At 64.7% G+C, this 26,688-nt stretch carries 24 protein-coding genes; 15 read left to right on the top strand and 9 right to left on the bottom strand.

The features are described from left to right. Positions 1-20 precede the first annotated feature (20 nt). The 4 genes from ASD99_RS24290 to ASD99_RS24275 are packed head-to-tail and all read right to left on the bottom strand — an operon-like array spanning position 21 to position 5,607. Positions 21-713, bottom strand: coding sequence for an ROK family protein (locus ASD99_RS24290; protein WP_057145162.1), 693 nt, complete (start codon positions 711-713; stop codon positions 21-23). A 12-nt stretch (positions 714-725) separates the two neighbouring features. After that, entirely contained in the window at positions 726-2,102 is a 1,377-nt protein-coding gene (gene zwf / locus ASD99_RS24285) for a glucose-6-phosphate dehydrogenase (RefSeq protein ID WP_056585882.1), read from the bottom strand. Between the two features lie 22 nt (positions 2,103-2,124). Then, positions 2,125-3,138, bottom strand: coding sequence for a phosphogluconate dehydrogenase (NAD(+)-dependent, decarboxylating) (gene gnd / locus ASD99_RS24280; RefSeq protein ID WP_057145161.1), 1,014 nt, complete (start codon positions 3,136-3,138; stop codon positions 2,125-2,127). 57 nt (positions 3,139-3,195) lie between these two features. Continuing rightward, the gene (locus tag ASD99_RS24275; RefSeq protein ID WP_057145160.1) at positions 3,196-5,607 is read right to left on the bottom strand and encodes a glucan 1,4-alpha-glucosidase; all 2,412 of its coding nucleotides are present in this window, start codon (positions 5,605-5,607) and stop codon (positions 3,196-3,198) included. Positions 5,608-5,762: 155 nt separating this feature from the next. On the opposite strand from ASD99_RS24275, the gene ASD99_RS24270 reads away from it, so the two are divergent. The 8 genes from ASD99_RS24270 to ASD99_RS24235 all read left to right on the top strand — a co-directional run bounded on the left by ASD99_RS24270 (position 5,763) and on the right by ASD99_RS24235 (position 15,612). Continuing rightward, positions 5,763-7,049, top strand: coding sequence for a sensor histidine kinase (locus tag ASD99_RS24270; RefSeq protein ID WP_057145159.1), 1,287 nt, complete (start codon positions 5,763-5,765; stop codon positions 7,047-7,049). Beyond that, a complete protein-coding gene (locus ASD99_RS24265; protein WP_056585891.1) occupies positions 7,049-7,783 on the top strand; it encodes a response regulator transcription factor in 735 nt (244 codons plus the stop codon). Before ASD99_RS24270 ends, ASD99_RS24265 begins: the two co-directional genes overlap by 1 nt. 163 nt (positions 7,784-7,946) lie before the next feature. Further along, the gene (locus ASD99_RS24260; protein ID WP_056585892.1) at positions 7,947-8,837 is read left to right on the top strand and encodes an SMP-30/gluconolactonase/LRE family protein; all 891 of its coding nucleotides are present in this window, start codon (positions 7,947-7,949) and stop codon (positions 8,835-8,837) included. A gap of 94 nt (positions 8,838-8,931) precedes the next feature. Further along, positions 8,932-9,945, top strand: a complete 1,014-nt coding sequence (locus ASD99_RS24255) for a substrate-binding domain-containing protein (protein WP_056585894.1) — start codon at positions 8,932-8,934, stop codon at positions 9,943-9,945. Between the two features lie 49 nt (positions 9,946-9,994). After that, positions 9,995-11,464: a sugar ABC transporter ATP-binding protein gene (locus tag ASD99_RS24250; RefSeq protein ID WP_057145158.1), complete on the top strand. Its 1,470-nt coding sequence runs from the start codon at positions 9,995-9,997 to the stop codon at positions 11,462-11,464. Position 11,465: 1 nt separating this feature from the next. Next, positions 11,466-12,446: an ABC transporter permease gene (locus tag ASD99_RS24245; protein WP_057145157.1), complete on the top strand. Its 981-nt coding sequence runs from the start codon at positions 11,466-11,468 to the stop codon at positions 12,444-12,446. A 3-nt stretch (positions 12,447-12,449) separates the two neighbouring features. Continuing rightward, the gene (locus ASD99_RS24240) at positions 12,450-13,397 is read left to right on the top strand and encodes an ABC transporter permease (RefSeq protein ID WP_057145156.1); all 948 of its coding nucleotides are present in this window, start codon (positions 12,450-12,452) and stop codon (positions 13,395-13,397) included. 148 nt (positions 13,398-13,545) lie between these two features. Further along, positions 13,546-15,612, top strand: coding sequence for a 3-hydroxyacyl-CoA dehydrogenase NAD-binding domain-containing protein (locus ASD99_RS24235; protein ID WP_057145155.1), 2,067 nt, complete (start codon positions 13,546-13,548; stop codon positions 15,610-15,612). A 5-nt stretch (positions 15,613-15,617) separates the two neighbouring features. Here ASD99_RS24235 and ASD99_RS24230 read toward each other — a convergent pair whose 3' ends face one another. Further along, on the bottom strand, positions 15,618-16,424 hold the full coding sequence (locus ASD99_RS24230) for a helix-turn-helix transcriptional regulator (RefSeq protein ID WP_056585904.1): 807 nt from the start codon (positions 16,422-16,424) through the stop codon (positions 15,618-15,620). Between the two features lie 115 nt (positions 16,425-16,539). Here ASD99_RS24230 and ASD99_RS24225 point away from each other — a divergent pair, with 115 nt between their 5' ends. From ASD99_RS24225 to ASD99_RS24200, 6 genes are all read left to right on the top strand, one after another. Continuing rightward, a complete protein-coding gene (locus ASD99_RS24225) occupies positions 16,540-17,676 on the top strand; it encodes an ABC transporter ATP-binding protein (protein ID WP_056585905.1) in 1,137 nt (378 codons plus the stop codon). Then, entirely contained in the window at positions 17,657-18,820 is a 1,164-nt protein-coding gene (locus ASD99_RS24220) for an ABC transporter substrate-binding protein (RefSeq protein ID WP_057145154.1), read from the top strand. Before ASD99_RS24225 ends, ASD99_RS24220 begins: the two co-directional genes overlap by 20 nt. Positions 18,821-18,891: 71 nt before the next feature. Next, positions 18,892-19,755: an ABC transporter permease gene (locus tag ASD99_RS24215; RefSeq protein ID WP_057145153.1), complete on the top strand. Its 864-nt coding sequence runs from the start codon at positions 18,892-18,894 to the stop codon at positions 19,753-19,755. Further along, positions 19,755-20,567, top strand: coding sequence for an ABC transporter permease (locus tag ASD99_RS24210; RefSeq protein WP_057145152.1), 813 nt, complete (start codon positions 19,755-19,757; stop codon positions 20,565-20,567). Before ASD99_RS24215 ends, ASD99_RS24210 begins: the two co-directional genes overlap by 1 nt. A gap of 10 nt (positions 20,568-20,577) precedes the next feature. Next, the gene (locus ASD99_RS24205) at positions 20,578-21,339 is read left to right on the top strand and encodes an SDR family NAD(P)-dependent oxidoreductase (protein ID WP_057145151.1); all 762 of its coding nucleotides are present in this window, start codon (positions 20,578-20,580) and stop codon (positions 21,337-21,339) included. A 275-nt stretch (positions 21,340-21,614) separates the two neighbouring features. Then, on the top strand, positions 21,615-22,403 hold the full coding sequence (locus ASD99_RS24200; RefSeq protein WP_057145150.1) for a hypothetical protein: 789 nt from the start codon (positions 21,615-21,617) through the stop codon (positions 22,401-22,403). A gap of 84 nt (positions 22,404-22,487) precedes the next feature. Here the strand turns inward: ASD99_RS24200 and ASD99_RS24195 are convergent, their stop codons facing one another. Next, positions 22,488-23,372 (bottom strand): LysR family transcriptional regulator, encoded by an 885-nt coding sequence (locus ASD99_RS24195; protein WP_056585916.1) that lies wholly within the window; start codon positions 23,370-23,372, stop codon positions 22,488-22,490. A 104-nt stretch (positions 23,373-23,476) separates the two neighbouring features. On the opposite strand from ASD99_RS24195, the gene bla reads away from it, so the two are divergent. Then, positions 23,477-24,370 carry a class A beta-lactamase gene (bla, locus tag ASD99_RS24190; protein ID WP_056585918.1) on the top strand — a complete coding sequence of 298 codons (894 nt, stop codon included), beginning with the start codon at positions 23,477-23,479 and terminating at the stop codon, positions 24,368-24,370. A gap of 36 nt (positions 24,371-24,406) precedes the next feature. On the opposite strand, the gene ASD99_RS24185 is transcribed toward bla, so the two are convergent. From ASD99_RS24185 to ASD99_RS24175, 3 genes are read right to left on the bottom strand one after another with little or no spacing between them, the layout of a single operon-like run. Further along, positions 24,407-25,915: an aldehyde dehydrogenase family protein gene (locus tag ASD99_RS24185; RefSeq protein WP_057145149.1), complete on the bottom strand. Its 1,509-nt coding sequence runs from the start codon at positions 25,913-25,915 to the stop codon at positions 24,407-24,409. Between the two features lie 20 nt (positions 25,916-25,935). After that, positions 25,936-26,280, bottom strand: a complete 345-nt coding sequence (locus ASD99_RS24180; protein WP_057145148.1) for a cupin domain-containing protein — start codon at positions 26,278-26,280, stop codon at positions 25,936-25,938. A 22-nt stretch (positions 26,281-26,302) separates the two neighbouring features. Further along, positions 26,303-26,674: a cupin domain-containing protein gene (locus ASD99_RS24175; protein ID WP_244497881.1), complete on the bottom strand. Its 372-nt coding sequence runs from the start codon at positions 26,672-26,674 to the stop codon at positions 26,303-26,305. Between the last annotated feature and the right edge of the window lie 14 nt (positions 26,675-26,688).

Below are 26,688 nucleotides of genomic sequence, written 5' to 3'. Positions count from 1 at the left end.
TATATTAAACAATAACAATATCAGACTATCAGCGCCTTGTCGCGCCACAAACGAAATCCGCCTTCGAAGGCGCGCGTGTTGTCGCCGCGCCTGGAGTCGGCGGGCAATTCATCGAGCTTGTCGACATTGCCGCCGCCAATGACGACATAGTCAGGCTGCAGTGCGGCGCGAAGCCGGTCGACGACGTCGAAGACATGTTTGCGCCATTTCTTCTTGCCGCGTTTTTCGAGGCCGCGCTCGCCGACATAGTCCTCGAAGCTCTTGCCCTTCTTGTAGGGCAGGTGCGCAAGTTCCATCGGCTGGGCGATGTTGTCGGCAATCATCGCCGCACCGAGACCGGTGCCGAGCCCTAGGAACAGCATGCGCCCGCCCTCATAGCTGCCGATGGCCTGCATCAGTGCATCGTTGACCACCTTTACCGGTTTGCCGAACGCACCAGCGAAATCAAATCCAGCCCAGCCCTTGCCGAGATTGGCGGGATCGGTCAGCGGCCTGTTGTGATTGACCGGGCCGGGGTAGCCCATCGAGACGACATCGTAGGACAGGCCCTCGGCGAGCTCCTTCACCGCATTGATCATCTGCTGCGGCGTCAGGCGAGGTCCGGAGTCGGCCCGGCGCTCCTCGCCGCCAGCGCTGTTGAGGATCTTGACGTGCGTGCCGCCGATGTCGATCGCCAGCACGATCTTCTCAGGTCCCGATGCGGGTTGTTTCACCGTGTCACCCTCTCATTTCACCGGATCAATCCAGCCGTTGGGCGGCCCGAACCCGGCCATGACGTCCGCCGGTCCCCATGTTCCCGGCTCGTAGAGGTGCGGCGGCGTGGTGTCGCCGAGTACCGGGCCGACGATGCGCCAGGCCAGTTCGCTGGCGTCCTGGCGGGTGAACAGCTGACCGTTACCGTTCATGGCATCACCGATCAGCCGCTCATAGGGCGGCATGTCGCCCTTGCTGTTGTCGAGCGCCGTCAGTTCAACCTGCTCGCCGATCATGTCATCGCCCGGCGCCTTGCGCTGGGCGCCGATGGCGATCACCACCTGTGGGTCGATACGGAAGCGGACGTAGTTCTGGTCGGCGGGCTTGATCGGGTCGAAAACGTCGAGCGGCGGCCGCTTCAGCCGCACCACCACCTCGGTGACATGCACCGGCATGTTCTTGCCGGCGCGAATGAAGAACGGCACGTCCTGCCAGCGCCAGGTGTCGACGAAGAAACGCACCGCCGCGAAGGTCTCGACCGGCGAGTTGGGCGCCACGCCCGGCTCGGCGAGATAGCCGGTGAACTGGCCGCGCACGACATCGTCCTTTGTCAGCGTCCTGATCGCGCGCAGCACCTGCACCTTCTCATCGATCAGATCGTCGGCGGAACGGCCGATAGGCGGCTCCATGGCAAGAAGCAACAGGATATTGAGCAGATGGTTCTCGATGACGTCCCTGATGCAGCCGACATCGTCATAGAAGCGGCCACGTCCCTCGACGCCGAAATCCTCGGCCATGGTGATCTGCACGCTCTCGACGAAGTTGCGGTTCCAGATCGGCTCGAGGAAGGAATTGGCGAAGCGGAAATAGAGCAGGTTCTGGATCGCTTCCTTGCCGAGATAGTGGTCGATGCGGAAGATCGACTGTTCGTCGAACACCAGGTGCAGAACCCGATTCAGCCAGCGCGCCGATTGCAGATCGTGACCGAAGGGCTTTTCCACCATCAATCGCGCGCCATGCGCCGTGCCCGATTGCTCCAGGCCCTGGACGACGGTCTCGAACATGGTCGGCGGCACCGCCATGTAGTGCAGCGGCCGCTGCGCCGTGCCGAGCGCGCTTTTCAGTTTCTCGAATGTCGCTCCATCGCGGTAGTCGCCGCTGACATAGCGCAGCAGCGATGCGAACTTGGCGAACACCTTTTCGTCGATCTTGCCGAGCGCATTGACGATGCCATCGTGTGCGCGCGCCTGCAATTGCTTGAGGTCCCAGGCGTCGAAAGCGACGCCGATCACCGGTTCGGTGAGCGTGCCCTTGGCGACCATCTGGTAAAGCGCTGGAAATATCTTCTTGTGGGCGAGGTCGCCGGTCGCTCCGAAGAGCACCAGCGTGTCGGACCGTTCCGGGCTCATCAGCGTGTTTCCCCTATCGCCGTCACTTGCTTGCCTTCGGCTTCTCGACATGGCCGCCGAAGGCATAGCGCATGGCGGACAACAGCTTGTCGGCGAATTCGGATTCGCCTTGCGAGGAGAAGCGGTCGAACAGCGCCGAGGACAAAACCGGTGCCGGCACGCCAGTGTCGATCGCCGCCTTCAGCGTCCAGCGGCCCTCGCCGGAATCCGAGACGCGGCCACCGAAATTCGCCAGGCCCGGGTCGCCTTTCAATGCGCCGGCCGTCAGGTCGAGCAGCCAGGAGCCGATGACGCTGCCATGCCGCCAGACCTCGGCCACCTGGGGAAGGTCGATATCGAACTGGTAGTATTGCGGGTTTTCCAGCGGGCTGGTCTCGGCGTCCGCCGTCCGTTGCCGCTTGCCGGCGTTGGCCGATTTCAGGATGTTCATGCCTTCGGCATAGGCGGCCATGACGCCATATTCGATGCCGTTGTGCACCATCTTGACGAAGTGGCCGGCGCCGCTCGGTCCGCAATGCAGATAGCCAAAGGGCGCGGTCCCGGCATCCTTGGACGGATTGGAGCCGGCGTCGGCGCCCGGCGCAAGCGTGGCGAAGACCGAATCGAGGTGTTGCACCGCCACATCGGGACCGCCGATCATCAGGCAGTAACCACGCTCGAGGCCCCAGACACCGCCGCTGGTGCCGACATCGACAAGATGGATACCCTTACCAGCCAGTTTCGCGGCCTGGTCGACGGCGTCGTGATAGTAGGAATTGCCTCCGTCGATGACGATGTCGCCGGGCTCCATCAGGGCCGCCACCTGATCGATGATCTTGCCGGTGATGGCCGCCGGCAGCATCAGCCACACACAACGTGGCTTGGCGAGCTTGCCGACGAATTCTTCCATTGAAGTCGCCCCTAGCGCGCCGTCAGTCACCAGAGCCGCGACACTGGCGGGATTGATGTCGTAGACAACGCATTCGTGGCCGTCGCGCATCAGGCGCCGGACCATGTTGGCGCCCATCCGGCCCAGTCCCATCATTCCGATCTGCATGGTTTCGTCCCTGTTTCCTGAAAGATTTACGGGGTTTGTCGAGAAAGGATGTGCTGGCTATCCTTGGTCGCCTGACATGACGGAGAAGTCGACATTCTCCCAATCGCCGGTTGCGGGCCAGAAAAAAGTGAATCTCAGCGTGCTTCCCCTGGGCAGGCCAGCGACGGGCAGGTCGGCAAGATGGATGCCGAAAGCGTTCTCTGCCGTCTCGCTGTCATGGGCGGTCGTCCAGTTGTCGGTGCTCCAATGGACTGTAGCCCGGTCCAACAATTCGATACGCAGCATCTTGCCCGCCAGCATCGTGCGGATCTTGTTGTTGAACCGCCATGTCCTGAACGGCGATACGGTCTTGTCCTCGATATAGCGCTTGACGCCCTGAGGCGGCATGTCGAAGACCGCGCCGTCGCGCAGCGAGCGCAACAGCTTGATATGCTCCGAATGCGCCCAGACCAGCGGCATGGCGCTGCCCGAGGGTCTGCCATGCAGCAATTCGCGCTCCGGCATATCAGCGCCGTCCCAGACTTGCTCCGGCAACAGGCCGCCTGGCCCAGCGGACCTTTCAAGCGTCGCCAGCAGGCTGGTCGCCTCGTCCTTGCGCCCTGCCGCCAGCTCATAATGGGCGCGTTCGCCGGCCAGCAATGGCCACGGACGGCCCTGGCCGGTTCCGTCGAAGGGAGCGCCGTCTTCGTGCTCGCCATAGCCGTCGCCATTGTAGCGATACCAGAGCGGCCCTTGCGGCAGCTCGCAACGCAATTGCGCGTCGATGATCTTGACCGTGTCGACGATGCGCGGATCATCGGCCGCCCGCAGGCCGAAGCGCACCAGCGCCAGCGCATCCGGGCTGACGATTGCCTCGGCGGGCCGGTCGCTATCGCCGGGCGGCCGGTTCTTGATCGGAACATAGCCGTCCTTCGGCGAACCCGCCTCGGCGCTGTCGGGGGGCGCGATGCGCACGTAGTAGCCTTCAACGCCTACCTGTCTGCAGATCGCCGTGCCGGTGACGTAGGTCCAGCGCTCGGCCTGGTCGTTCCAGCCATCGGCGGTCTCGCGCAGATAGGTCGCAGCGTCTTGCCTGCCACAGGCGTCGAGCAGATCGGCCGCGGCAAGCAGTGCGGCGATCTCGACGGCGAGCGTGAACGGGCTGTAGCCGGCATCCTCTTCCCAGCGGTCTTCGCCGGTGACCGGGCCCTTGCGCACGACATAGCCGGCGGCGCGCTCGATCATCTGCAGGAAGGCCGCGAGTCTGGCGCGCGGCAAATGGCCGGCACGGTGCAAAGCATCGGCCAGCAGCAGCGGGAAGGCGCATTCATCCATCTGGATGCCAGGCCAATAGGCCGATCCGTCGAGCCAGGCGTTTTGCGGCCAATGGCCATCCGGCTGCTGGATGGAGCCGAGATAGTCGAGGATTTGCAGCGCCGAGGCGGCATCGCCGGCAGCGAGAAAGCCGCCAGCCGTTTCGACCAGATCGCGCGGCCAAACCAGATGGTAGCCGCCGAGGTCGTTGTCACCCTTGTCGAAGCCCCATGGGATGGACAGGCTGGCGACCGCCGCGCCCGGTATGGTGATCGACCGGTGCGTCGCCAGAACCGCGGTCGAGACACGATAGAAGTTGATCCCGGATACGCCATCCCGGTCCAGCGGCAGCAGGCCCTTTTGCCATCTGCGCCAGTTCTGGAGGTAGGATTTCGCGGCGGGTTCAAAACCTCGTTTCAGGCTGGCGAAGGCATTTTCAGCCGCCTCGTCGGGCGTTGCGCCAAACCCCAGCGCGAGCAAGGCCTTGGTCTTTGCGGCGGAAAGACCGATCTCGCCGGTCAGCGCGACATTGCCGTCCTCGGCCCGCTGGCAAGCGGGATCGAGCTGGCCGGTGTTGTGCAGTTGCTGCCAGCCGTCGGAGACGCCGACATAGCCGGCCGAGCCGCTCCGCCAGGGCAGCGACGAGGCCAGCGCCAGGCAGGTGCCGCGCCCCGAGGCAAACAGCACGGGCTTTCCCCTGTGGTCGCCGACCCAGGCGGTGTTGCCCATGCCGGCATTGACCAGATGCGGCGCCAGAAGCGCATGGACGCGGTAGTCGCCGGGCGCACCCTTGAGCGGCGTGAAGGTGATTTCCTGCAGCAGTGTGGGGCGGGCCGGGTCGGCAAGGATGCGCTTTTCGATCCGCCAGGCGCCGTCGGCGGCGGTGTTGACCAGCCTGTAGGCGGGTACGCCGTCCTCGAATGGTTCGATGATGTGCGCGGCATCGCGCTTCTCTTCCGAGAAATAACCGCCGGGGCCGGTGACGATCAGGCCGAGGTCGCGCGTGCAGGCGCTGTCGACGCGCGGGTAGTAGATTTCGTTGAGGATGCCGTGGCTGATCGTGAACCAGATCTGGCCGGCCGGCGAAAGCGACGTTCCGACGCCGCTCTTGGCGCTTGACGTCCAGCGCGCCGGAATTCCCGGGGCGCCCGGAGCAACGGTTGGCGTCACTGGCATTCTTTTTCGATCTCCTGGCCCCCTCCCTAGACCAGGACGCGAACCCTTTACAATCATTGCACCGCAAGTTGATCGGCCACGCCAATAGCGCTGTCGTTGACAGCGGCGCCGGCATGCGTCCACTATTTCCAGGCACGGGAGGATCGTGAAAGCCAATGCCGGAAGTGTCCCTGGTCCTGATCGACCGGCTGCTTGCGATCTCGCGGGCGCTTGCCGGCCATATCGATCCCGGCACGGCGTTCCGCGCGACAGCCATCGAGATCGGCTCGCTCATTCCGCACGACCACATGGATCTGGCGGTGCTGTCGCATGATGGGCGCCGGCACGCCTGTTATGAAGCCGGCTTCCACACCAGCTGGAGCGAGCTTGCCCAGCATCCGCTGCCAACCGAAGTCAGCCCGATCCGCTCGGTGCTGTGGGGCGAAGTGCCCTATCTGCTCGCCGACGACGCGTTGAGCGACGAGCGCTTCCATTTCGCCACCGCCATCGATGGGCCGATCTTCGCCGCCCGACTGCGCAGCCGCATCGTCGTGCCGCTCAGGGCGCGCGGCGGCATCATCGGCGCGCTTAATATCAGCCGACACGAGGTTGACTGCTACACGCTTGCCGATGTCGCGGTCGCCCAGCAATGCGCCGATCTGATCGCGCCCTACATCTTCGCGCTGATCCAGACCGAGGAGGCACGGCGCGCCATGCTGGCCGAGAGCGAGGCGCGCAACCGCGTCGAACTGCTGCGGGTTGGCGCCTCGCAATTGACCGAAGGCATGGAGCGCGAACGCCGGCGCATGGCCATGGACCTGCACGACCAGACGCTTGCCGACCTCGCCCGCATCGCGCGCCAGCTTTCGGCCTTGCGCGGCCAGGGCGTGGCGCGGGCGGCGCAGCTTGCCGATCTCGAGCAGGAGGTCGCCGGCTGTCTCACGGAACTGCGCCACATCGTCGACGATATGCGGCCGAGCGTGCTCGAACTGTTCGGCCTGCGCGATGCGGTCGAGGCGCATCTCAACCGCAGCGTCGCCAGAGCCAAGCCGCCGATCGCCGTGCGCATCGCCGACACCAGCGACGGCGGCGCCGACAGCTTGGCCGAGCCCGTGCGCACCGCGCTCTATAGGATCGTGCAGGAGGCGATCAACAATGCCGTTCGCCACGCCACGCCGCGCCGCATCGACGTGCTGCTGGCGTCGACCGCGAGCGTGCTGCGGGTGGTCGTCACCGATGACGGCCAGGGCTGCGGCGCTGTCGATCCGGCCGCCCATGGCGGCATTGGCCATATGCACACGCGGGCCGCCCTCATCGGGGCGCGGCTGCGCATCGGGCAGGTCGGCCGCAAGAGCGGCGGCACCCGTGTCGTCGTCGAGATCGACCGCCAATCGTCGCCGGAACCGCCGGCTGCGGCGGCTGCAACAATGCCCGGCGAGCTCGCCGTGTCGGAGGCCATGTGATGCTAGTGATGATCGCCGAGAATGACGGACTGCACCGCACCTTCGCACGGCGGACGGTGGAGCAATTGTGGCCCGGCGACGTCGAGGTGATCGAAGCGAGTGACGGCGAGGACGCCATCAACCTGGCGGCCGAACGCGAGCCGCCGCATGTCGTGCTCGACCTGCAGATGCCGAAGGCGACCGGGATCGAGGTCGCCAGGGCAATCTGGAACCGCCGTGCCGGCACGCACATCCTGTTCTGGTCGAATTTCGCCGATGAGGCCTATGTGCGCGGCGTGGCGCGCATCGTGCCGCCCGGCTCGGTCTACGGCTATGTGCTCAAATCGGCGACAGAGGAAGGCATGCGGTCCGCCTTGCGCGGCGTTTTCCGCGAAGGCCATTGCATTATCGACCGCGAGATACGCGGCATCCAGCACCGCGTGCAGGACAAGTTCGAGGGCATCACCGACGGCGAGTATGAAAGCCTGATCGACATCGCGCTCGGCCTGACCGACCGGGCGATAGCGGCACGCCGCGGCCTGTCGATCCGGGGCGCGCAGAGCCGCATCAAGCATGTCTATGACAAGCTCGGCATCGTTCCGGCGGAGGAAGGTGCCGGCGATGCTTCGGTGTTCAACTCGCGGACGCGGGCGATCTATCTCGCCATGGCGCGCGGCCTGATCAACATCGACGCGCTGCGCCGAGAGCAGGACCGGCTCGATGCCTGGCTGGCCCAGGTGCCGCCGGGCCACTGATTGCAGCCGTTTGCGACTGTGCAAACGCACAGTCGGCCTTGCGCTTTGACCCGTATCGCCACGCCGGCGCCGCAACTACGCTCTACCCCAACAACAAGATCTATACCGGGGAAGCGTTCATGCCATTCGTCACCATGCGGATTCGCGCCGCCGGGAGCCTGTGATGTCGGTGCCGGCGCGCGCCCGCCATTCCGGCCTGGACGACGTCGTCGGCGATGCGACGATCGAAAGGCTGGCGAGCGGCTTCGGCTTCCTCGAAGGGCCGGTCTGGCACCCCTACGAGAAATGGCTGGTCTTCTCCGACATTCCGGAAAGCCGCATGTATCGCCGCAGTGCCGAGGGCGAGATCGAGCTGTTCCGCGAGCCGAGCCATAAGGCCAATGGCAACACACTGGACCGCCACGGGCGGCTGGTCACCTGCGAGCACGCGACGAGCCGGGTGACCCGCGCCGAGCCCAATGGCAGCGTGACGGTGCTTGCCACGCATCATCAGGGCAAGCAGCTCAACAGCCCGAACGATATCGTCGTTGCCACCGGCGGATCGATCTACTTCAGCGATCCCGGCTATGGCCGGGTGGAATTCTATGGCGTGCCACGCCCTCAGGAACTGCCGTTCCAGGGCGTCTACCGCATCGATGGCGACGGCACCCGGCTGACATTGCTGGCCGACGATTTCGTGCAGCCGAACGGACTCTGCTTTTCGCTGGACGAATCGCGGCTGTTCGTCAATGACACCGAACGCGGACACATCAGGGTGTTCGGCGTCGAAGCGAATGGCGACCTCAACGGTGGGGCGGTGTGGGCCGTGACCGAGGGCGATGGGCCGGGCGCACCCGACGGCATGAAGATCGACAGCCGCGGCAATGTCTATTGTACCGGCCCGGGCGGCATACACGTCTTCGACGCCTCGGGCGCCATTCTCGGCGTCATCCGGACGCCCGAAGATTGCGCGAATTTCACCTTCGGCGACGACGACCTGCAGAGCCTCTACATCACGGCGTCGACGTCATTGTACCGGCTCCGGGTGCGCGTGCCGGGATTGAGACTGTTTTGAGCCCACGACGATCCGTGCTCAAATCAGATTGGGAGTGAGGCCGGGGTCAAAGCCGGCGGGAAATGCAGCAGTCAACATCTGGGAGGATTACGACATGAAGAAACTGTTCGTCTTGGGCGCCCTGGCGGCGATGCTCGCCTCTGGCACGGCACTCGCCGACACCAGTGGCAAGAAGATAGCCTTCTCCAACAACTATGCCGGCAATTCCTGGCGGCAGGCGATGCTCGACAGCTATGGCGCCGTCACCAAGAAGGCAGTCGCCGACAAGGTGGTCGGCGCGGCCGATATCTTCACCACCGCCGACAAGGAAGTGCCGACGCAGGCAGCGCAGGTGCAGAACCTGATTCTGCAGGGTTATGACGCCATCGTCATCAACGCTGCCTCGCCCGATGCGCTCAACGGCGCCATCAAGCAGGCTTGCGATGCCGGCATCGTCGTCGTCTCTTTCGATGGCGTCGTCACCGAACCTTGCGCCTACCGCGTCGTGGTCGACTACAAGGACATGGGCAAGCAGGAAGTGGAACAGATGGCCAAGTTCCAGCCCAAGGGCGGCAATCTACTGGAAATCCGTGGCCTTGCCGGCACGTCGATCGACGATGCCATCCATGCCGGCATCCTCGAGGGCGTGGCCGCCCATCCCGAGTTCAAGATCGTCGGTTCGGTGACCGGCGACTGGGACCAGACGACGGCACAGAAGGCAGTGGCGACCATTCTGCCGTCGCTGCCGGATGTCGTCGGCATCGTCGACCAGGGCGGTGACGGCTATGGCGCCGCACAGGCTTTCGCCGCTGCCGGCAAGCCGCGCCCGACCATCATCATGGGCAACCGCCAGGACGAGTTGCAGTGGTGGAAGGAACAGAAGGAAAAGGACGGCTACCAGACATGGTCGGCCTCGATCGCGCCCGGCGTGTCGTCGCTCGCTTTCTGGGTGGCGCAGCAGGTGCTCGACGGCCGCACCGACATTCCGCACGACCTGCTGGTGCCGTATCTGGCCTTCACCCAGGACAATTTCGAGGCCGAGCTGCCGAAGATCGTCAAGGGCGGTGTCGCCAGCCACGAATACACGCAGGCAGATGCCATCGCGGCCATCAAAGCCAACATCAAGTGAGTATCGCGACAGCGTTGCCATCCGTATCGCCGAGCGGATATCGTTGAGCATGCCTGAAGGGAACGCTGACATCATCAGACTGAACGGCGCCGAAAAGCATTTCGGCGCCGTTCGCGCACTGGGCGGCGTCGATTTTCACGTCGGGCCCGGCGAGTGCGTCGGCCTCGTCGGCCACAATGGCGCCGGCAAGTCGACGCTCATGCACATGGTGGCGGGCACCTCGACGCCCGACAGCGGGCAGATCGGTGTGCATGGCAAAGTCGAGGACAAGTACTCGGTGTCGCGGGCGCAGCAGCTCGGCATACGCTGCGTGTTCCAGGAACTGTCGCTGTGTCCCAATCTCAGTGTTGCCGAGAACACACGCATCAACCATGCTTCGCTGCGTGGGCTCGGCTGGCGGCGCAAGGCGGCCGAGCTGATCGCCGCCAAGCTCGACGAGATCTTTCCAGGCCACAGCATTTCGGCGTCCGACATTGTCGGTGACCTGTCCATCGGTCGGCGCCAGATGGTGGAAGTGGCGCGCGCCTTCACCGTCACCCAGGATCGGCTCGACCTCGTCATCCTCGACGAGCCGACATCGTCGCTCGACGCGCACACAGCCGGCCAGCTGCTGGCCTTCGTGCGCCGCTTCGTTGCCGGCGGCAAAAGCTGCATCCTGATCTCGCATGTGCTGGGCGAGGTGCTGCGGAACGCTGACCGCATCGTGGTGATGCGCGACGGCAAGGTGGTTGTCACCGACGCGGCTGATGCTTTCGATCGCGACCGGCTGGTGACGGCGATGGGAGGAGCGGAAGCGCGCCAGAAGATCGCCGCTGAAGTCGCTGCCGCCAAGCCCGACGCCAGTCCGCTGCGGGTCCGGGCGCGGCCCACAGCGCAAAAGGACGGCACCGACCTCGTCGCCTGCGCCGGCGAGATCATCGGCCTTGCCGGGCTGGCGGGACATGGCCAGACTGATCTGCTGCTGGCGATCTTCGCTGCGGCGTCGCGCGCCCGGACCGGCATCGAGGTGACGGCACCGGTGGCGCTGGTGGCGGGCGACCGCCAGTCGGACGGCATCTTCCCGCAATGGTCGATCGCGCAGAATATCGGCATCCGCTCGCTGGCCCGCTTGCGCAACGGGCTGTTGATCTCGCCGCAGCGCGAGGCCGAGCTTGCCCAGTTCTGGCAAAAGAAGATCGGCATCCGCACGCCGGACATGAACAACAACATCTTTTCGCTATCGGGGGGCAACCAGCAGAAGGCACTGTTTGCCCGCGCACTCGGCTCGGACGCGCAGATCGTGCTGATGGACGACCCGATGCGCGGCGTCGATATCGGCACCAAGCTGGAGGTCTACGACCTCGTGCGCGAGGAGGCCGGCCGCGGCCGCACCTTCCTCTGGTACACCACGGAAACCGAAGAGCTCGACAATTGCGACCACATCTATGTTTTCAAGAACGGCCGCATCGTCGCCAATCTGCGCCGCGACGAGTTGACCGAAGAGAAGATCATCCAGTCCTCCTTCGGCGATGCGGCCTGAGATGACGGCCGCCAGCCTCGACACCGCTGCCAGGACTTCCGCTGAGCGTGGCGCGCTGGCCCGTGCCCGTCTGTTGCGCGGGCTGCTGCCGGCGCTGTCGCTGGCGCTGGTGCTGCTCGCCATCGCTTGGCTCAACCCGCGCGCCATCAGCTATTTCGGCTTCAGCCTGATGCTCAACCTGGCGATCCCGATCGCACTGGCGACGATCGCGCAGATGTTTGTTATTGCCGGTAATGAGCTCGACCTCTCTATCGGCACTTTCGTCGGCTTCGTCGGCTGCGTCACCGCGACCTGGCTGAAGGATGCGCCGCTCATCGGTGTCGTCATCCTGCTCGGGTCGATCGGTGTCTATGCGCTGCTCGGGGCGCTGATCCATCTGCGCAACCTGCCTTCCATCGTGGTGACGCTGGGCATGAGCTTCGTCTGGCAGGGGCTGGCCATTCTCGTCCTGCCCAAACCCGGCGGCAAAGCGCCGGACTGGCTGCTTGGGCTGATGGCGTTCAAGCCGCCCTTCATTCCGTTCCCGATCATCGCGGCGCTGCTGATCGGCCTCATCGTTCATTTCGGGCTGATGCGCACCTCCTACGGCGTGATCCTGCGCGGCTCGGGCGGCAATCCGGCGGCACTCGGCCGCGCCGGCTGGTCGCTGCTCAAGACCAAGATCGTGCTGTTCGCGCTCGCCGGCCTGTTCGGCGTGCTGTCCGGCATGGCGCTGATCGGCATCACCACTTCGGCCGATGCCAATATCGGCAATGGCTACACGCTGCTGGCGATCGCCGGCGTCATCCTCGGCGGCGGTGAGTTCGTCGGTGGGCGGGTGTCGCCGATCGGGGCGGTGATCGGCGCCCTGACATTGGCGCTGGCCGCCTCGCCGCTGCTCACCTTCATGCACATCCCGCCCGACTGGCAGGTGGCCGCCAACGGAGCCATCCTCATCATCGTGCTGGCGGCGCGGGTGCTGATCAGCCGCAAGGAGAGGTGAGCGATGACATCGGTGAAGTCGCTGCTGGCCAAACCCTGGATCTGGTCGTTCCTCGGCGCGCTGCTGGTGTGGTTGGCGACGATCGCCTTCACCGGCGGTTATGGCGCCGGCGGCATGGTGACCGCCGCGCTGTCGCTGGCGGTGTTCACGGTCATCGTCGGTGTCGGCCAGATGTTCGTCATTACGCTCGGCCCGGGCAATGTCGATCTGTCGCTGCCGGCCAATATCGGCCTTGCCAGCGCCGTCGCCATGAAGGTGATGGACGGCAACGATTCCATGATCGTGGTCGGGCTGCTGGCTGCGCTCGCCTGTGGCGCGGCGGTCGGCGCCGCCAACTACCTGCTGATCTGGGCGCTGCGCATTCCGCCGATCATCGCCACTTTGTCGGCCAGCTTCATCATCCAGTCGATCGACATCAGCTACGGCCGCGGGCTGCAGATCAAGCCGCCGCCCGGCTTCGCCGATTTCGCCAACTGGCAGATCCTGGGCATTCCGGTGCTGGCGATCCTCACGGTGCTGTTCACCATCGGAGCGGCCATCGCGCTGCAGCGCATGATCTATGGCCGCTCGGTGCTGGCGATCGGCCAGAACATTCGCGCGGCGTGGCTTGCCGGTGTCAATGTCGGCCGCATCCGCTTCCTCACCTATACGCTGTCCGGCGCGCTCGGCGGCATCGACGGCGCGCTGCTCGCCGGCTATTTCCGCGGCGCCAATGTCGATATCGGCAATGAATATCTGCTCGCCTCGATCGCCGTCGTCGTCATCGGCGGCACCTCTGTGGCCGGCGGCAAGGCCAACGTGCCCGGCGTCTGGGGCGCGGCGCTGTTCCTGGTGCTGCTTTTGACCATGCTCAACACATTCGGCGTCAGCGCCGGCGTGCGATTGCTGCTCACGGGGTTGATCATTGTCGGGGTGATCACGGCGGCGGGCGGACAGAAGGCGCTGCGCTAGCCTCCACCTTCGTTATACCGGCCAGCGCCAGGCACTTTTAGGGCCTGTAATCGTTGTGCCAGGCCGGCATCCGGTTCCCATCCGCGTCATGGCGCTGTAAATCCGGTTCCCGCGGCCACGGCCGTGCACCATCGCTGGGAGGTTTTGCGTGTCCGATTTTGTGAAGATCAGCCGCGACGGCGACGTCGCCATCGTCACCATCGACAATCCGCCGGTCAACGCGCTGAGCTTCCAAGTTCGCGAACCGCTGATGCAGGCGCTCACCTCCATGCGCGACGAACCATCGGTCGCGGCCATCGTCATTGCTTGCGCCGGCCGGACCTTTGTTGCCGGGGCCGACATCACCGAGTTCGGCAAGCCGATGCAGCAGCCGGAGCTGCGCGCCATCGTGGCGACGCTGGAAACCATCGCCAAGCCAACGGTGGCCGCCATCCACGGCACCGCGCTCGGTGGCGGCCTGGAATTGGCGCTCGGTTGCCATTTCCGCGTCGCCGACGCCGGCGCCAAGCTCGGCCTGCCTGAAGTGAAGCTGGGCCTGCTGCCGGGCGGCGGTGGCACGGTGCGGCTGCCGCGCCTGGTCGGCGCGCTGAAGGCCTTGAAGATGATCGTCTCCGGTACGCCGATCGGTGCGGTTGAGGCGCATGAAGCGGGCCTCGTCGACGCTGTCTTCGAAGGCGATCTGACCACTCATGCGGTGAACTTTGCCAGGGAAATAGCCCGCAAGGGTGGGCCGTTCACGCCGGTGCGCGACCGCGACGACCGGCTTGGGGAAACCGACCTCGCGGCTTTAGACGCCGAGGCAGCGGACCTCGCCAGGAAAGCGCGCGGCCTCGAAGCGCCGATCGCTTGTGCGCAATCGGTGCGCAATGCCATCACGCTGCCCTTCGATGAGGCGCTGGCGGCGGAACGCGCGCTGTTCGTGAAGCTCGTTTCCAGCGACCAGTCGCGGGCGCAGCGGCATTTGTTCTTCGCCGAACGTGAGGCGGCAAAGATTCCCGGAAAAGACATCGTCAAGCGCAGGATCGCGCGTGTCGGCGTCATCGGCGCCGGCACGATGGGCGGCGGCATCGCCATGGCTTTCGCCAATGGCGGCTATCCCGTGACCTTGCTGGAAACCAGCCATGAGGCATTGCAGCGCGGGCTGGCGACCATCGACAAGAACTATGCCGTTTCCGTCGCACGCGGCTCCTTGACCGAAGACGCAAGGCGGCAGCGCTTCGCACAATTCAAGGGCTCCACCGACTATGCCGATCTCACCGATTGCGACCTGATCGTCGAGGCGGTGTTCGAGGATATGGCGGTCAAGAAGGAGGTTTTTGGCAAGCTCGGAGCGGTGGCCAAGCCGGGTGCGATCCTGGCCACCAACACCTCCTATCTCGACATCAACGAAATCGCCGCCTCGACCTCGCGGCCGCAGGATGTGCTCGGCCTGCATTTCTTCTCGCCGGCCAATGTCATGAAGCTGCTGGAGATCGTGCGGGCCGACAAGACTGCGCCCGATGCGCTGGCGACTGTCGTCGATATGGCGCGACGGATCGGCAAGGTGGCCGTCGTCGTCGGCGTGTGCCATGGCTTCGTAGGCAACCGCATGCTGGCGGCGCGTGGCTCGGAATCCGAAGCGCTGTTGCTGGAGGGTGCGACACCCAGCCAGATCGACAAGGCATTCACTGATTTCGGCTGGCCGATGGGGCCGTTCCAGATGGGCGATCTCGCCGGCCTCGACATTGGCTGGCGCAACCGCAAGGCACGCGGCCTCACGGCCGTGATCGCCGACACGCTGTGCGAACAAGGACGTTTCGGTCAGAAGACCGGCAGAGGTTTCTATCTCTACGAGGCTGGCGCGCGCACACCAGTGCCAGATCCCGAGGTTGAAGTGCTGATCCGCGACAAGGCTGCCGAGAAGGGAATCGCGCCGCGCGCGATCAGTGCGGAAGAAATCATAGAGCGCACGCTCTATCCCCTGATCAACGAGGGCGCCAAGATTCTGGAGGAAGGGATCGCCGCCCGTGCCTCGGACATCGATGTCGTCTGGGTCAACGGCTACGGCTTTCCCATCGGCAAGGGCGGGCCGATGTTCTGGGCTGGCCTCGAAGGTGCGGCCAGGATCATCGAGCGGCTCGACCACTGGCATCAGCGGACGGGCAAGGATGTGTTCGAGCCGGCACCGTTGCTGAAGCGGATGGCAGAGACCGGGTCGTGGGGGGCCGGCGGTTAGGAGACTTACCGGATCCGCGCATCGATGATCTCGACGAAGCGCGCGAACAGACCGGCCTGCGACTTGATCTTGAGCTTGCGGTAGATGTTGCGGCGATGAACCTTCACGGTGCCCGGCACGATGCGCATGGCCCTGGCGATCGATTCGGTGGAGTGTCCCTGCAGCACCAGGTCGACGACATGCTTTTCGCGCGGCGTCAGCGACAGGCTCTGCCAGATATGGGCACGGTCGAATTCGTTGACCGGCGCTATCGTCTCGTCCTGCTTCAATTCTGCTGGTTCGTCGGCCGGAAGGGCAGGCCAACGCAATCTGGCGAAGTTGATCACCGTCGGAGCCATATCGCGCAGCAGCCTGGCATCGGCGGTGCCGAACGGGCCGGAAGCGCGCAGCCGCATCAGCGACAGCACCAGCGCATCCTTGCCCGGCAGCGGCACGAAGAAGCCAACCTCCTCGGCCAGTCTTGTCTGGCTGTAGTAGGAACGAAAATACTCGCTGGCGTAGAAGCGGTCCGGCGCCAGTTCGCGCATGCGCCAGAACCCTTCCTTGCGCTCGACCGCCGCGTGGTGAAACGGGTCGAGCAGATACGGGCCCTCCTGGTAGAGCGCAACGAAGACGTGGCTTTCGGCCGGCGAGAAGGTCTCGAACAGCAACGGTGGGCGCGAGGCGCCGCGATAGCCGAAGACCACGCAGTGATCGAAACTGACATGGAGCCGCAGCCAATCGACCAGCGCCTTGCCGAAGAGGTCGCCGCTCGTCTCCCGCGTCGCCGCGACGAGCGTGGCGAGCTGGCTGTATTCGTCGCTGCGGGACAATCCATACCCCCTTAAATGAGAAAATAGGTCAGATATACCACCTGCGAGGTATATACCAGCCGGCATTGGCTCTGGTAGCATCCCGGAATTGCCTTGTTGCTGGAGCCCGCAGCCTTTGACCGCAGTGCCCGACATCGAGTTTCGCGGCGTCACCAAGCGCTATGGCAGCGTGACGGCTGTGAGCGGCATCGATCTTGCTGTCCCACCATCCGCCTTTGTTGCCCTGCTTGGACCATCCGGCTGCGGCAAGACGACCTGCCTGCGCATGATCGGTGGCTTCGAACAGCCGAGCGAAGGCCACGTGTTCATTCGCGGCCAGGACATGGCCGGCACGCCGCCCTACCGGCGGCCGGTCAACATGGTGTTCCAGCAATATGCGCTGTTCCCGCATCTCGATGTCGAGGACAACGTCGCCTACGGGCTGCGCCAGGCGCGGCCAAGGCTGTCGTCGCGCGAGATCGCCTCAAGGGCGGGCGAGGCGCTCGAAATGGTGCGGCTCGCCGGCTATGGCCGCCGCAAAATCCACGAACTGTCGGGCGGCCAGCAGCAGCGTGTCGCGCTCGCCCGCGCCCTGGTCAACAAGCCGGCGGTGCTGTTGCTCGACGAACCGCTGGCGGCGCTCGACAAGAAGCTGCGCACCGACATGCAGATCGAGCTGCAGAACCTGCAGCGCGAGATCGGCATCACTTTCGTGCTGGTCACCCACGACCAGGAGGAAGCGCTGTCGATGAGCGATTTCGTCTGCGTCATGAATGGCGGCCGTATCGTCCAGCTTGGACAGCCGAGCGAGATCTATGACGAGCCGGCCGACCTGTTTGTCGCCGATTTCGTCGGCAAGACCAATCTCTTGAGCGGCACCGTCGCCGGGCATTCGGGCGATCTGGTGGAGATAGCTCTAGCGGACGGCACCGTGATTGCGGCGCGCAAGCGGACCGCCTTGCAGCAAGGCGAGACCGTTTCGGTCAGCCTTCGCCCCGAATCGCTCAGTCTCGGCGCGCCGACGAGCGGTCCCTTCAAGGGCATCGTTCGCAACCGGATTTTCCTGGGCTCGACGGCGGAATATGCGATCGAGGTCCAGGGCATCGGAACATTGCTGGCCAAGGCCGATCATCTGATCGGCCAAGGCAATCTCTTCAAGCCGGGTGAACCCGTCGCCATCGGCTTCGCCACTGGGACGCCGCTGGCGTTTCCGGAAACCAAGAACAACGGGACCAACCAGAGGGTAGATAAACATGTCGAAATCATATCGTGACGGACTGCCGATAAGCCCCGAGAGTTTTGTCGACCAGCTGATGCGCCTCAAGCGCGGCTCGATCGGCCGCCGCGATTTCCTTGGCCTCACCGGCCTTGGCATTGCCACGGCGGTGATGGCGCGCGAGATCGGCATCATGCCGACGCCGGCCTTTGCCGCGGAAAGCCTTGGCGATCGGATGTCGATCGCCACCTGGCCGAACTATCATGATCCCCAGACCTTCGAGAACTTCAAGAAGGACACGGGCGTTGCCGTCGAGGTCAATGTGTTCGGCTCGAACGAGGAGATGCTGGCCAAGCTGCAGGCCGGTGCCTCGGGCTGGAGCCTTTTCGTCCCGACCAACTATACGATCTCGACCTACAAGAAGCTCGGCATCATCGAGCCGCTGGAGATGGCGAAGCTGCCGAACTTCGACGGCTCGCAGGAGGATCCACGCTTCACTGGGGAAGGCACGATCGACGGCACAATCTATGCCGTGCCGAAGAACTGGGGCACCACCGGCTTTGCCGTCAACACCAAGAAGCTGACCAAGCCGATGACCAGCTGGAAGGAGTTCTGGGACACCGCCATGGCGGAAGGCGACAGCCGCACCATGGTGCACGACTACCAGCTGACCACGATCGGCAATGCGCTGAAATATTTCGGCTACTCGTTCAACTCGCTCAAGTCGGACGAACTCGCCAAGGCGGAGGAACTACTGTTGAAGGTCAAGCCGCATCTGTTCGCGGTCTCATCCGACTATCAGCCGGGAATGCGCGCCGGCGACGCCTGGATGACCATGTGTTGGACAAACGATGGTGCGCAGCTGCATCGCGACATTCCCGAGATCGCCTATGTGCTGGGCAAGGAAGGCGGCGAGATCTGGACCGACTTCTACGCCATCCCGAAGGACGCGCCGAACAAGCCGGCCGGCTACGCCCTGCTCAACTATTTGATGAATCCGCAGGTCGCGGTGAAGGAGCATTTGGCCAATGGTGCGCCCTCGACCGACGCGCGGGTCAACAAGCTGCTGCCGAAGGAGGTGCTCGACAATCCGATCCTCTATCCGGCGGCCGACCTGTTGACGCCGCTGGAATTCGGCGCGGCGGCGACGCTGACCGACCCCGGCCGTGCCGAGTTGATGGCGCGCTTCAAGTCGGCCTGAGCCGCGCGGCCTCAAATTCGACGCAGACAACTTGACCGGCGGGTTCATATCCGCCGGCACCGGGGCTCTCCATGCACGGCAGCCGTCTTCGCAAGACTCTTCTGACCGCCATGCTGCTCGGTCCGGCGACCGCGTGGCTGGTGGTGTTTCTGGTGCTGCCATTCATAGCCATCGCCGTGTTCAGCGTCGGCGAACGGGCGCCGGAAGGCGGCTATCAGGCCGCTTTCACGTTCGCGCAGTACGCTAACCTTCCGGCGCGGGCGACCGCCTTCTGGAACACGATGGTGCTGGCGCCGGTGGGAGCGCTTGCCTGTCTGCTCGTCGCTTATCCGGTCGCCTACTACCTTGCCTTGCGCGCGCCGCAGCGCTGGCGGCTGATCCTGCTTGCGCTGGTCGTCATCCCGTTCTGGACCAGCCTTCTGATGCGGACCTATGCCTGGATGTATGTGCTGGGCGGGCGCGGCATCCCGGCCCTGCTGGCCTATATCGGCTTCGAGGATGTCAGGCTGATCAACACGCCGGGCGCCGTCCTGCTCGGCATCGTCTACGGCTATCTGCCGCTGATGATCCTACCGATCTATGTCAGCCTCGAGCGGCTCGACCGCCGGCTGCTGGAGGCCTCGGCCGATCTCGGCGCGACGCCGATTTCGACTTTCCTCGGCGTGACCTTGAAACTGTCGCTGCCGGGCGTGATGACCGGCTTCTCGCTGGTGATGATCCTCCTGCTTGGCGAATATCTGATCCCGACGCTGCTCGGCGGCGGCAAGGTGTTCTTCATCGGCAACGCGCTGGTCGACCTGTTCCTGCAGTCGCGCAACTGGCCATTCGGATCGGCCATCGCGATCACGTTGGTGCTGGTCTCGGTGGTGGTGCTGATTGCCGCCAACCGCATCTCGACCCGGGTTTCGGGTGCGCGCCGGGTGGACCTGATCTGATGCGCGCCTTCGTCATTGCGGTATTCGCGTTCCTCTATCTGCCGATCGCGCTGGTGGTGCTGTTCTCCTTCAACGCCGGCCACCATGCGAGCGAGTTCACCGGCTTTTCGGTGCAATGGTACGGCAAGGCGCTGGCGAACCCATTCCTGGTCGAAGCGCTGAAGAACAGCCTGTTCATCGCCACCACCAGCGCTCTGCTGGCGGCACTGTGCGGCACGGCAGCCGCACTCGGCCTGGCGCGCGTCAGCGTCAGAACCCGCGCGGTTTTCGATGCCCTTCTGGGAGCTGCGATCGTCGTTCCGGGTGTCGTCATCGGCATTTCGACGCTGGTCGCGCTCGTCCAGCTCTTTGGCGTCGTCAATCCGTTTCTCGCCTCGATCTGGCCTGACGACCAGCCGCCGCGCCTTGCGCTCGGCTATGGTTCGATCATCGCGGCGCACGGGCTGTTTTCGATGGCGCTAGTGACGATGATCGTCGGGACGCGGCTCGGCAGTCTCGACCGCAATCTGGTCGAGGCGTCGAGCGATCTCTACGCCACGCCGCTGACGACGTTCCGCAGCATCGTCCTGCCGCAAATCCTGCCGGCGGTCGTTGCCGGCTTCCTGCTCGCCTTCACCTTCTCCTTCGACGATTTCATCATCGCCTTCTTCGTCGCCGGTGCGCAGACGACGCTGCCGATTTATGTCTTTGCGTCGATCCGGCGTGGTGTGACGCCGGAAATCAACGCCATCGCGACGATCGTCCTCGTCGCCTCCGTGCTGCTTGTGGTGCTCGCCCAATGGCAATTGCGCCAACGCAAACCGTCAAACTGAAAGTCGCATCATGATCCTCAAAGACCGCATCGCCGTGGTGACAGGCGCCGGCTCCGGCATCGGCCGCGCCGGCGCCATGATCATGGCCAGGGAAGGCGCGGTGGTCGTCATCGCCGACAGGGATCAGGCCACTGGCGAAGCAACGGCTTCGGACATCCGGGCAGTGGGTGGGCAGGCCGAGGCGATCGCCACCGATGTCGCTGATGACGCGGCCGTCGAGCAACTCATTGCCGGCACGCTCGACAGGCATGGGCGCATCGACATCCTGCACAATCACGCCGGTATCCAGGTCGGCGGCACGCTGACCGAAGTGGGGGTCGACGGCATGGATGCCTCGTGGCGGGTCAATGTGCGGGCGCAGTTCCTGGCGGCCAGGATAGTCATGCCATCGATGGTCGCACAAGGCGGCGGCGTCATCCTCAACACCGCCTCCAATTCGGGCGTGTTCTACGACCGCGAGATGATCGCCTACGCAACCTCCAAACATGCGGTGGTGGCGATGACGCGGCAGATGTCGCTCGACTATGCCGGGCACAATGTCCGCGTCAACGCACTCTGCCCAGGCTGGGTCGACACGCCGTTCAACGAACCGTTCATCGCCCAGATGGGTGGACGCGAGGCGATCGAAAACTATGTCCGCACCAAAATCCCGATGGGGCGCTGGGCCAGTGCCGAAGAGATCGCCGAAGCAATACTGTTCCTCGTCTCCGACCGCTCATCCTTCATGACCGGCCAGGCGCTGGTGATCGATGGGGGCGAAAGCATCGGCTGAGGCAGCGCCGGCCTTCGAGGCCTTTCCGATACACGGCCGTCAACATGCCGCCGGTCTGCAGGTAGGACCATGGTCTGGCCGGCATGGGACTTCAGTGCCATGGCCGTCCAAGGGCGTTGATTTGTATTTGATATCAGATGGTTATGGCCCTGCTGGTTGCCAGCTCGCGTATTGAGACGGCATTTGTCTAAAGTTTACTCTGTACAATTAGCGATTTCTCATACGACGGTCGCCTAGCGGTCGGGCGAGGGTGGCTGTTCACCGAGGAGGTTACCATGACGAACCGAAAAACTCTGTTCGCGGCGCTTGCCGCATTGGCGCTTCTGGCGTCTCCGGCGCTCGCCGGAGCCGGCGGCAACGGGCACGGCGGTGGCAACGGGCACGGCAACGGCGGTGGCAACGGGCACGGCAACGGCGGTGACAATGCTGGCGGCAATGGCCATGGCGGCAATGGCAATGGCAAGAGCGGCGCTTCGCACGGCAAGTCGTCGTCGGCTCGGGGGCAGGTGGCAAAGGCCAAAGCGGACGACACCACGGTCGACACGACCACAAAGGTCTCGGCCGTGCCCAAGGAGAAGAACATCCACGCCAAGCTCGGCCGGCTGAACTCGCTGCAGCGCAACATCAACGCCTACATGAACTCGAAGAGCAAGAAGTTCGCTGCCATACAGGCATTCGTGACGCAGTCCGCCAAAGCCAAGGTCGCCCAGGCCGCCGCTGAGGCAGCCGCGGATAAGCTGGATGCGCTGAATTCTCAGTTGACCGCGCTGACGTCGCTGACGCCCGATCAGATTGCGGCCATGACGCCCGAAGATCAGGCGGCCTTGCCTGGGAAGATAACGGATCTGCAGGCCGAAATCACTGCCCAGGAGGCAGAGGTCGCCGCCGCCAACGAGGCGGCTGCCGCGGCAGCGGAGGGCACCGATGACGCATCGCTCGACGCGGCGCTGACGGACATGGCCAACAAGCCCGTCGACGCCGAGGTCACGGCCTGGGCCCAGGGCGTCCTTGCCGGCAAGATCGACCAGACGGCGGCCGCGATGGAAGCAGAAACGACGCCGTAGCGAATCGCTGTCGAAACGGCAGTAGCTAATCAAAGAAAGATGCCGCCGGGTCTTGCCCGGCGGCATTGCTTTTACCAGCCGTGGTCAGGCTGGCTTCGTAGGAGCGGCCGTCTCAGCCTTCAGCCAATCGGCAAAGATCGTCATCGCGTGCGAGTTCTGCCGCCGGCGCCGCGCTGAGAGCCAGTACTTGCCGACATCGGCCGTGCAGCCGAAAGGCTGGACCAATTCAGCGGAGCGGAGCTCGCGGCTGAACATCGAAACCGGCAGCAGCGCCACGCCGGCACCCTGGACCGCGGCGTTGGCCATGGTGACGGACGAGTCGAAGACGATGCCCTTGATGGGTGGGCAATGGCGTCCCGCCGCCTCGAACCAGCGCAACCATTCGTCTTCCCGGTAAGAGCATAGCAGCGTTTCACGCGCGAGATCCGAGGGATCGCGCAGACGCGCCGCGATGTCGGCGGCGCAGGCCGGCGAGAAGGAGCCAGGCATCAGCGGCGTGTTGTCGGTTCCCTGCCAGGAACCGTCGCCGAAGCGGATGGCAAAGTCGAGGCCGTCGGCGGCGAGATTGACCCGGTTGTTGTTGGTCGAGATGCGCAGTTCGATATCCGGATAGGCCTGGTGGAACAGCCGCAATCTGGGGATCAGCCACCCCGAGGCGAAGGTGCCGACGACACCGACGGTGACGATGTCGTGGAAGCGGCCGCCCTCGAAGCGGTCGAGCGTGACGCCGATCCTGTTGAAGGCGTCGCTCAGCACCGGCAGCAAGGCCTCGCCTTCCTCGCTCAAGGCGAGCCCGTGCGGCAGCCGGCGAAAGAGCCGGACGCCAAGCAGCTCTTCAAGGCCCTTGACCTGATGGCTGACGGCCGCCTGGGTGACGCGCAGTTCGAGCCCGGCGCCGGTGAAGCTGAGGTGCCGCGCGGCGGCCTCGAAGGCGCGCAAGCCGTTCAGCGGGAGGTGCGATCGCTTCATTGGTCGAGCCCTAGTTTTTCTCGTGGCGGGGGCGATGTTTACTCGTTTGCGGCGGCGTCGGATCCGGTCCAGTTCTGCGGCGCGGGGCAACAGAGAGTGTGGACATGACAAGCAGACGCAGTTTCATCAGTGGTCTCGCGGTGGTTCTGACGGCCCCCGTCACCCTTGGCGCGATCGCGAAGGCGGCAACGAGCCCGACAAAATTTGATGGGGTCTTGCCGAAAATAAGGCGGATCGAGGCGAAAAGCGGCGGCCGGCTTGGCGTGGCCTGCCAGATCGCCGGAACGAGCGCGCAATTCGGCTATCGCGAAAACGAGCTGTTTCCAATGTGCAGCACCTTCAAGACGCTGGCGGCGGCGCTCATCCTGCATCGCGTCGACGGCGGCATCGAGCAGCTCGAGCGCAGCATCAAGATCCCGCACAACGCCGTCATCGCCAACTCGCCGACGACCAGGAAGTTTGCCGGCGGCGAGATGACGGTGGCGCAGCTTTGCGAGGCAGCCGTTACGGTCAGCGACAATGGCGCGGCCAATCTGCTGCTGGAGTCCTTTGGCGGACCGCCGCAGCTGACGGCCTATCTGCGTTCGATCGGCGACAGTGTGAGCAGGCTGGACAGGATCGAGCCGGAGCTGAACGAGTCTTTGCCGGGCGACGAGCGCGACACGACCTCGCCGCTGGCCATGGTTGAGGACTACGGGCGTCTCGCTCTAGGCAACAGCCTGTCGGACAAGAGCCGGGCGCAGCTCGTCGATTGGCTGGTGGCCAACAAGACCGGCGATGAGCGCATCCGGGCTGGACTGCCGAAGGGCTGGAGGTGCGGCGACAAGACTGGCACCGGTGACCGTGGCAGCACCAATGACGCGGCGGTCATCTGGCCGGCTTCCGGCAATCCGATCTTGATGTCGGTCTACCTGACCGGCACGAAACAGGGTCTGGCCAAACGCAACGCGGTGATTGCCTCCGTCTCGCGCGTTCTGGTCGAAGCGATCGAAGCGTAAGTTCATATCAAGCGGCGCGGCTCGCCGCGCTGCTTCTCATACGTGCTTGCGGCCGCCGGTCTCGCGGAACCAGCTGTCGGGGTAGGGGTACCACCATTCCTGGATCGCTGGTTTGTGGTCGATGATCACCATCTTCGAGCGGCGGAAGGCATCGAGTCCCTGGCGGCCAAGTTCGCGGCCGAGGCCTGATGCCTTCCAGCCGCCGAAGGGCAGCGCGTCATTGTCGATCAGCGGGTTGTTGACCCAGACCATGCCGGCCTCCAGCCGTTCCGCTGCCTCGTGCGCCTCGGCCAGATCGGTGGTGAAGACGGAGGCGCCGAGCCCGAACGGGCTGTCATTGGCAAGCCGGATCGCCTCGTCGAAATCCTTGACCCGGCCGATGGCGGCGACCGGTCCAAAGCATTCTTCGCGTACGATCGCCATGTCTGATGTGACGCCGGTCAGGATGGTCGGCTCGTAGAACCAGCCGGTGTTGTGTGCCGGCGGGATGCGGCCGCCGGTGACCGCCTTGGCGCCATGCGCAATGGCATCATCGACCAGCCGCATGACCTTGGCCCGTGCCGCCTCGCTGACCAGCGGCCCGATCTCGGTCTTGTCCATGCCGTTGCCGATGCGCAGCGCCCGCGTCCTTTCGGCGAACAGCTCGACGAAGCGGTCGTGCACGGCATCGACCACGAAGAAGCGCTCGGCCGAGGTGCAGACCTGGCCGGTAAGGTGGAAGGCGGCGGTGACGCTACCGGCCGCCGCGATCTCCAGCGGGGCGTGTTCGCTGATGATCAGCGGGTCGCTGCCGCCGGCCTCGATGACGCACGGTTTCATGCGTTCGGCGCAGGCCACGGCAACCGCCTTGCCGGCGGCGACCGAGCCGGTGAAGGCAACCGCGTGAGTGCGGTCGGACGCGATCAGCGCCTGCGCTGTCGCCGCGCCGCCGGGCAGGCAGGAAACCAGGCCCTCCGGCAGCGAGCGGAACACGGTCATGTAGTCCAGCGTCGACAGCGTCGTCGCCTCGGCCGGCTTGATGATGCAGGCATTGCCGGCGGCGAGCGAGGCGGCAACCGTCCAGCACATCAGCAGGATCGGGAAGTTGTAGGGCATGATGTGGACAGAGACGCCGTAGGGTTCGTAACGGGCGTACTGGAACGAACCGGCCTGCGTCGTGCCGGCGATCTTGCCGGCATCGTCGCGCGCCATCTCGGCATAGTAGCGGAAAATGGGCGCGCAATTGGCGATCTCGCCGATCGCTTCGGGATAGGGCTTGCCCATCTCGCGCACCATCAGCTCGGCGCAGCGGGTGAAGTCGGCCGCCTCGATGGCGTTGGCGACGGCATGCAGGTGTTTTGCCCGGCTCTTGGCGTCGAGTTTTTTCCAGGCGGCCTGCGCCTTGGTCGCGGCGGTGAGCACGGCGTCGATCTCGCCGTCGCTGGCTGCGGCGATGGCGCCGACCGTTTCCAGAGTCGCGGGATCGATCACCGGTTTGTTCGCGCCAGTCATCGGCCGGTAATCCGGGTTGACGAAGAAAGCCGGCCGGTCGGGGGAGAAATCCATGGGCATCCTCTCGGATCCGCTCAGCGGATCATGTAGACCTTCTTGATGGTCTCATGGACGGTGCAGACACCCTTCCAGTCCTGCGGAAAGAAGGCTGCCGTGTCCGGCTCGATCTCGATGACCTCGCCGGATTCATGCACATAGGTGCAGCGCCCTTCGAGGAAGTGGCAGAACTCGTCGCGGGTGACATGGCAGTGCCATTTGCCGGGTGTGCACACCCACAGGCCACATTCGGAACGGCCCTCCGGCCCCTTGTGCAGCAGCTTCCCCGAGGTGTGGGATTCGCCCTCGATCATCGTCGGGATGACGCCCCAGTCGACGAGGTCGGTAATAGTGGGCGGAGATTGCATGATGGGTGTGGTCATATCGATTTCCTTGAAATGGGGCTCACCGGCGCATGAAGGCCTTGGTCAGCGTTTGCGTGATGATGGAGATGCCGGTCCAGCCGGCGGGGAAGAACACCAGCGTGCCGGCCTCGACCGGAATCTGCTCGCCGTCGTCATGGATATAGCTGCCGCGTCCCGACAGGAAGTGGCAGAACTCGTCGGCGGCGAAGGTGACCTTGCGCGTGCCCGGCGTGCACGACCACAGGCCGCATTCACCCGATCCGTCCGGATTTTGCGATAGGACCTTGCCCGAGGCGCGCGGCGAACCGGCGAGCGTGTTGGTGCCCGCGCCCCAATCCTCCAGTTCCACGCTCGAGGCCTTCGGCCAGTGCGGTGTCGGCATGTCGTCAAGCTCCATACCTTGCTTGAGCATGATCTCTGGACAAA

The organism is Mesorhizobium sp. Root695 (genome assembly GCF_001428185.1).
Taxonomy (GTDB): Bacteria; Pseudomonadota; Alphaproteobacteria; order Rhizobiales; family Rhizobiaceae; genus Mesorhizobium.
This window is presented reverse-complemented; position numbering and strand designations above follow the sequence as displayed.

Coding starts and splice junctions, on each gene's coding strand:
- zwf (WP_056585882.1), bottom strand. CDS start 2,102: ATGAGCCCGGAACGGTCCGACACGCTGGTGCTCTTCGGAGCGACCGGC.
- gnd (WP_057145161.1), bottom strand. CDS start 3,138: ATGCAGATCGGAATGATGGGACTGGGCCGGATGGGCGCCAACATGGTC.
- ASD99_RS24275 (WP_057145160.1), bottom strand. CDS start 5,607: ATGCCAGTGACGCCAACCGTTGCTCCGGGCGCCCCGGGAATTCCGGCG.
- ASD99_RS24270 (WP_057145159.1), top strand. CDS start 5,763: ATGCCGGAAGTGTCCCTGGTCCTGATCGACCGGCTGCTTGCGATCTCG.
- ASD99_RS24265 (WP_056585891.1), top strand. CDS start 7,049: ATGCTAGTGATGATCGCCGAGAATGACGGACTGCACCGCACCTTCGCA.
- ASD99_RS24260 (WP_056585892.1), top strand. CDS start 7,947: ATGTCGGTGCCGGCGCGCGCCCGCCATTCCGGCCTGGACGACGTCGTC.
- ASD99_RS24255 (WP_056585894.1), top strand. CDS start 8,932: ATGAAGAAACTGTTCGTCTTGGGCGCCCTGGCGGCGATGCTCGCCTCT.
- ASD99_RS24250 (WP_057145158.1), top strand. CDS start 9,995: ATGCCTGAAGGGAACGCTGACATCATCAGACTGAACGGCGCCGAAAAG.
- ASD99_RS24245 (WP_057145157.1), top strand. CDS start 11,466: ATGACGGCCGCCAGCCTCGACACCGCTGCCAGGACTTCCGCTGAGCGT.
- ASD99_RS24240 (WP_057145156.1), top strand. CDS start 12,450: ATGACATCGGTGAAGTCGCTGCTGGCCAAACCCTGGATCTGGTCGTTC.
- ASD99_RS24220 (WP_057145154.1), top strand. CDS start 17,657: ATGTCGAAATCATATCGTGACGGACTGCCGATAAGCCCCGAGAGTTTT.
- ASD99_RS24215 (WP_057145153.1), top strand. CDS start 18,892: ATGCACGGCAGCCGTCTTCGCAAGACTCTTCTGACCGCCATGCTGCTC.
- ASD99_RS24210 (WP_057145152.1), top strand. CDS start 19,755: ATGCGCGCCTTCGTCATTGCGGTATTCGCGTTCCTCTATCTGCCGATC.
- ASD99_RS24205 (WP_057145151.1), top strand. CDS start 20,578: ATGATCCTCAAAGACCGCATCGCCGTGGTGACAGGCGCCGGCTCCGGC.
- ASD99_RS24200 (WP_057145150.1), top strand. CDS start 21,615: ATGACGAACCGAAAAACTCTGTTCGCGGCGCTTGCCGCATTGGCGCTT.
- ASD99_RS24195 (WP_056585916.1), bottom strand. CDS start 23,372: ATGAAGCGATCGCACCTCCCGCTGAACGGCTTGCGCGCCTTCGAGGCC.
- bla (WP_056585918.1), top strand. CDS start 23,477: ATGACAAGCAGACGCAGTTTCATCAGTGGTCTCGCGGTGGTTCTGACG.
- ASD99_RS24185 (WP_057145149.1), bottom strand. CDS start 25,915: ATGGATTTCTCCCCCGACCGGCCGGCTTTCTTCGTCAACCCGGATTAC.
- ASD99_RS24180 (WP_057145148.1), bottom strand. CDS start 26,280: ATGACCACACCCATCATGCAATCTCCGCCCACTATTACCGACCTCGTC.
- ASD99_RS24175 (WP_244497881.1), bottom strand. CDS start 26,674: ATGCTCAAGCAAGGTATGGAGCTTGACGACATGCCGACACCGCACTGG.